Consider the following 6,047-nt stretch of genomic DNA (forward strand, 5'->3'; position numbering starts at 1 on the left):
AGATGATGGATATCAACACCCTGCTCACACTCGACCTTGCCGAGTACACCACTGCACTTGAGGCCCTCGCCGATCAAATGATGCTCGAGGAACCGCGCGATATCGACTACATGTGCCGCCGCAAGCTCGACACCGGCCGCGAATTCGCCGTCTGGAACTTCACCGTCGGCTACTGCATGAACGCGGCCGACGCCCTCTCCCTCCTGCGAGCCCAAGCCAACGAAAACGCCAACGACGGCACCGCCGACCTCGCAACGATCAACAACAGCGCCGCGCGCCTGTGCGACTGGTTCTCGGGCGCCTTCGACGTCACCGGCAAAATGGATGACACCACAGCAATCCTCGCCCACAGCCGCGACCTCTACGCCCAGGTAGAGACTCACGAACAGTTCGCGGCCCTCACCCGCGCCACGGAGCGCTATCTGGTCCAGCTCCAGTTTTGGGTCGACCGCCAGATTCCCTGGCCGGCTATTAGCGACCTCGTCCACGGCTACCGCCTACGCACAGAGAGCGGCGAGACAAGATAACCAAGCAAGCAGCACCGACAACACCCCACCATCGGAATCCAAAGTAAGTATCAGAGGGCTGGAGACGCACCCAACAGCGTCCCCAGCCCCTTCGCAAAGTAGAGCACTGTTTCAGTGGCCTTGAGGCCTATTCGAACCTTTGCTATCTCCTAATTTTTGTATATTTACGACGTTATTATCTGCCAATTTTTGTATGATTTTAGGCGATTCTATCTGTCAATTTTTGTCATTTGGGGGTTTAATGCTACGCCGTAAGGTCACTGATAGGCTTTTGAGCTGGAAGAATAACTCCAATAAGGCACTACTCGTTACTGGTGCGCGTCAGATTGGCAAGAGCTATGCGATTCGCGCGTTTGGAAAAAGCAACTACGCTTCGTATTTTGAGGTCAATTTACTACTCGATGTCGAAGCAAGGAATGCACTTGTTGGCGCAAAGAACTCCGTTGACTTTATCAACCGCGTAGCCCTTCTTGCGGATGCGCCGCTTGTTGAGGGCGATACGCTTGTCTTTGTCGATGAGATTCAGGAGTATCCGCAGATCGTTACACTCATGAAGGCGTTGGTCGAGGATGGGCGCTTTAGCTATGTCTTCTCGGGGTCTATGCTTGGGACTGAGTTTAAGGGGATCTCTTCTTTTCCGGTGGGGTATGTAGAGCACATTGTTATGCGCCCGATGGATTTTGAAGAGTTTTGTTGGGCAAACAGCGTTAGCGAGAATGTGCTTGCAGGCATTCGCAGCTGCCTTGTCGAGAAACATCCTGTCGAAAACTATATTCATGAGGCGATGCTCAAGAACTATAGAGCTTATATCGTTTGCGGCGGCATGCCGGAGGTCGTTCAGAATTATATTGATTCGGGTTATTCGCTCGTGAGCACCCGTGAGCTTCAAACTCAGCTGGTCGATCAGTACAAAAGCGATATCTCAAAATATGCATCGACTCGAGCGTTTAACGTTCGGTCGATTTTTGAGCAAATTCCCGTTCAGCTTGAGGCGGAGTCTCATCGCTTTGTTGTTTCGTCTCTGGGTGAGGGAGCTCGCCTTAAAAAATATGAGCAGGATTTCCTGTGGCTTGTTAACGCAGGTGTTGGATTGATGGTCGCCAGGGTGACGGAGCCACGGAGTCCTCTCAAGAGGACGGAGAAAACGACAGCCTTCAAACTATACGAGTCTGATACAGGCATGCTCGCATCGCGATACCCCGGTAGCACTGCACGCGCTGTCTATCTTGATATGAAAACTCCCAACCTTGGTGGTCTCTATGAGAACGTGGTCGCGCAGGAACTCGTTGCCCTCGGGGCGGATGCATGGTACTACCAAACGCGTGAGGTCGGTGAAGTTGACTTTGCGATCGAAGGCGCCCACGGGCATGTTGTCCCAATCGAGGTCAAATCGGGCAAGAAAGTTCGAGCGCATGCGGCCCTCGATCGTCTGATGAGTGTGGGCGAGTACAAAATTCCCGAGGCCGTTGTACTGAGCCACGAGAATCTCAGCAAAGAGGGCAAGGTTCTGTACGTTCCAATCTACATGACGTTTTGTCTCGATGAGTTTATAGAAAAGGATGACCCCAATAACGATTTCTCGTTCGCACCCATATCTCTCTAGCCATTTGAATCCGCAATCCAGCCCCGTCCACGCATCAATGCATTTCCCAAGGTGCTGCGCGTTTCGCGGCAAAGCCGCGAAAAAGCAAAGGGATAAGAAGCCGCAACAGCCACGCCCCCCATCCACCCCCAAAGTGGCGCGAGGTTTCGCGGCAAAGCCGCGAAACAGCGAAGGGGACAAAAGCCCCCACAACCACGTCCTTCATCCGCCCACACAATCCGAGGACGTAGTCGTAGCAGGATCTGGGGGCTAACCTTCGCGGACACTCCGCAGGACGAAAGAACCCCCGCCGCACGTAGTTGCGCAGCGGGGGTTCTTTCATGTCCGAGGACGTCCGAGAAGGTCAGCCCTCAGATCCTGCGGTGGGAGACCTAGGCCTCGTTGTACACCGTCTTGAGCTTCAGCAGGTGAGCGTAGCGGTCCATAGCGGCCTGCTCGTTCTCCTTGAAGAGCTCCTCAGCGCGCTCGGGGAAGGAACGCGTCAGCGAAGCGTAACGGGCCTCGTTCATCAGGAACTCCTGATAACCGCCCGCGGGCTCCTTGGAATCGAGCGAGAACTTCTTGCCGGCAGCAGCCTCGGGGTTGAAGCGGAAGAGGTTCCAGTAACCGCACTCGACAGCCTTCTTCATCTCGGCCTGGCAGTTCTGCATGCCGCCCTTCTTGATGGAGTGCATCTCGCAGGGGCTGTAGCCGATGATGAGGGACGGGCCGTCGTAGGCCTCGGCCTCGTGGATGGCCTTGAGGGTCTGAGCCGGGTTGGCGCCCATGGCGACCTGCGCCACGTAGACGTAGCCGTAGCTCATGGCAATCTCGGCCAGAGACTTCTTCTTGGTCACCTTACCGGCAGCAGCGAACTGAGCGACCTGGCCCAGGTTCGAGGCCTTGGAGGCCTGACCACCGGTGTTGGAGTAAACCTCGGTGTCGAAGACGAAGACGTTGACATTGTGGCCGGAAGCCAGGACGTGGTCCAGGCCACCGAAGCCGATGTCGTAGGCCCAACCGTCGCCGCCGAAGATCCAGAAGGACTTCTTGGTGAGGTAAGCCTTGTCGGCGAGGATCGCCTTGGAAGCGTCGCAGCCGCACTTCTCGAGCTCGGCAACGTAGGCAGCGGCAGCGGTCTTGGAAGCCTCGGCGTCGTTGACGGAGTCGATCCAAGCCTGGCCGGCAGCCTTGAGCTCATCCGACGGACCATCGGCAGCGATGATGTCCTGGGTGGCGGCGATCAGCTTCTTCTGGACGGCCTCGTAACCGACGGCCATGCCCAGACCGTGCTCGGCATTGTCCTCGAACAGGGAGTTGTTCCACGCCGGGCCGTGACCGTCCTTGTCTTTGCAGTAAGGAGCGGTGGCAGCGGGGTTGCCCCAAATGGAGGAGCAGCCGGTGGCGTTGGAGATGAACATGCGGTCGCCGGCAACCTGGGTCACCAGACGTGCATAGGCGGTCTCGGCGCAGCCGGCGCAGGAGCCGGAGAACTCCAGGTAGGGCTGCTTAAACTGGCTGCCCTTGACGTTGGCCGCGATGAGCTCCTTCTTCTCGGAGACGTTCTCGACCATGTAGTCCCAAACGGGCTGCTGGTCCATCTCCTGCTCGGTGGGAACCATCTCGAGGGCGCCCTTGGGGCAGACCTTGACGCAGTTGGTGCAGCCCATGCAGTCGAGCGGGGACACGGCCATGGTGAACTTCATGCCCTTGGCCTTGGGACCCATGGCGTCGAGCGTGCGGGTAGCCTCGGGCGCGGCGGCAGCCTCGTCCTCGGTCATCGCGAACGGACGGATGGTGGCATGCGGGCACACATAGGCGCACTGGTTGCACTGGATGCACTTGGTCTCGTCCCAGTGAGGAACGACGACGGCGACGCCGCGCTTCTCGTATGCGGAGGCGCCCAGCTCAAACTGGCCGTCGGCGCAACCGACGAAGGCGGAAACGGGCAGGCTGTCGCCATCCATGCGATCGATGGGCTCGAGCAGGTTCTTGACCTGCTGGGCGATGGCGGACTTGGTCTCCTCGGAGAGCTCGACGGGAGCGGCATCCTCGGCGGTTGCCCAGTCGGCCGGAACCTCGAACTTACGGAAGGCGGTAGCACCGGCATCGATGGCCTTGTGGTTGGCGTCGACGATGGCCTGGCCCTTCTTCATGTAGGACTTGGTAGCTGCGTCCTTCATGTACTGCAGGGCGTCCTCGGCGGGCAGGACCTTGGCAAGCGCGAAGAAGGCGGACTGGAGAACCGTGTTGGTGCGCTTGCCCATGCCGACCTTGGCGGCCAGGTCGATAGCGTCGATCAGGTAGACGTTGACGTTGTTGTTCGCGATGTAGCGCTTGGCCACGGCGGGCATGTGCTCGGCGAACTCCTCGTCGCTCCACTGGCAGTTGACCAGGAAGGTGCCGCCCGGCTTGACGTCGCGGACCATCTTGAAGCCCTTGACGATGTAGCTGGGGTTGTGGCAAGCGACAAAGTCGGCCTTGGTCACGTAGTACGGCGAACGGATCGGGGAATCACCAAAGCGCAGGTGCGAGACGGTGACGCCGCCGGTCTTCTTGGAGTCGTACTGGAAGTAGGCCTGAACGTACTTGTCGGTGTGGTCGCCGATGATCTTGATCGAGTTCTTGTTGGCGCCGACGGTACCGTCGCCACCCAGACCCCAGAACTTGCACTCAATGGTGCCGGGGGCTGCGGTGTTGGGCGCATCCTCGGCCTCGGGCAGGCTCAGGTTGGTCACGTCATCGACGATGCCGATGGTGAACTCGCGCTTGGGCTCGTCCTTCTTAAGCTCCTCGAAGACAGCGAACGCGGACGCGGGAGGCGTGTCCTTGCTGCCCAGGCCGTAACGGCCGCCGACGACCTTGATGCCCGTCTTGCCGGCCTCGTAGAGAGCGGAGACGACGTCCTGGTAGAGCGGCTCGCCGATGGAACCCGGCTCCTTGGTGCGGTCCATGACGGCGATCTTCTGGACAGTCTCGGGGAGAACGTCGACAAAGTGCTTGATGGAGAACGGACGGAACAGGCGAACCTTGACCAGGCCGACCTTCTCGCCATGAGCGTTGAGGTAGTCGATGACTTCCTCGAGCACGTCGCAGAAGGAGCCCATGCACACGACGACGCGGTCGGCATCGGGAGCGCCGTAGTAGTTGAACAGGCCGTAATCGGTGCCGAGCTTCTCGTTGATCTTCTTCATGTAGCCCTCGACGACGGCGGGAAGCTCGTCGTAGACCTTGTTGCAGGCCTCGCGGTTCTGGAAGAAGATGTCGCCGTTCTCGTGGCTGCCGCGGGTGTGCGGGTGCTCAGGGTTGAGCGCGTGGTCGCGGAAAGCCTGGACGGCGTCCATGTCGCACATCTCGGCCAGATCCTTGTAGTCCCACATGGCGACCTTCTGGATCTCGTGGCTGGTGCGGAAGCCGTCGAAGAAGTTAAGGAACGGGGTCTTGCCCTCGATGGCGGCAAGGTGAGCCACCGGCGAGAGGTCCATGACCTCCTGGACGTTGCCCTCGGCGAGCATGGCGAAGCCGGTCTGGCGGCAAGCCATGACGTCGGAGTGATCACCGAAGATGTTCAGGGCGTGCGAAGCGACGCAACGCGCGGAGACGTGGAAAACGCCCGGGAGCTGCTCGCCCGCGATCTTGTACATGTTCGGGATCATCAGGAGCAGGCCCTGAGAAGCCGTGTAGGTGGTGGTCAGAGCACCGGCGCCCAGCGAACCGTGAACGGTACCGGCTGCACCTGCCTCGGACTCCATCTCGACGACCTTGACCGGGGTGCCGAAGATGTTCTTGCGACCCTGGGCCGCCCACTGGTCGACATGGTCGGCCATCGGGCTGGACGGCGTAATGGGATAGATTCCCGCTACCTCGGTGTACGCATACGAAACATATGCGGCCGCCTCGTTGCCGTCCATAGACTTAAACTTACGCGCCATATACCC

Annotated in this window: 3 protein-coding genes; 2 read left to right on the forward strand and 1 reads right to left on the reverse strand. The window is 59.2% G+C overall.

Annotated elements, in window-relative coordinates:
* The first annotated feature begins 2 nt into the window (after positions 1 to 2).
* Positions 3 to 527, forward strand: a complete 525-nt coding sequence (locus tag AB5Z14_RS03440) for a hypothetical protein (RefSeq protein ID WP_368130284.1) — start codon at positions 3 to 5, stop codon at positions 525 to 527.
* Between the two features lie 271 nt (positions 528 to 798).
* Positions 799 to 2,130, forward strand: coding sequence for an ATP-binding protein (locus AB5Z14_RS03445; RefSeq protein ID WP_368130286.1), 1,332 nt, complete (start codon positions 799 to 801; stop codon positions 2,128 to 2,130).
* Positions 2,131 to 2,501: 371 nt separating this feature from the next.
* On the opposite strand, the gene nifJ is transcribed toward AB5Z14_RS03445, so the two are convergent.
* Positions 2,502 to 6,041 (reverse strand): pyruvate:ferredoxin (flavodoxin) oxidoreductase, encoded by a 3,540-nt coding sequence (gene nifJ / locus AB5Z14_RS03450; protein ID WP_368130289.1) that lies wholly within the window; start codon positions 6,039 to 6,041, stop codon positions 2,502 to 2,504.
* Between the last annotated feature and the right edge of the window lie 6 nt (positions 6,042 to 6,047).

The organism is Collinsella aerofaciens (assembly GCF_040910265.1).
Classification (GTDB): Bacteria; Actinomycetota; Coriobacteriia; order Coriobacteriales; family Coriobacteriaceae; genus Collinsella; species Collinsella aerofaciens_BK.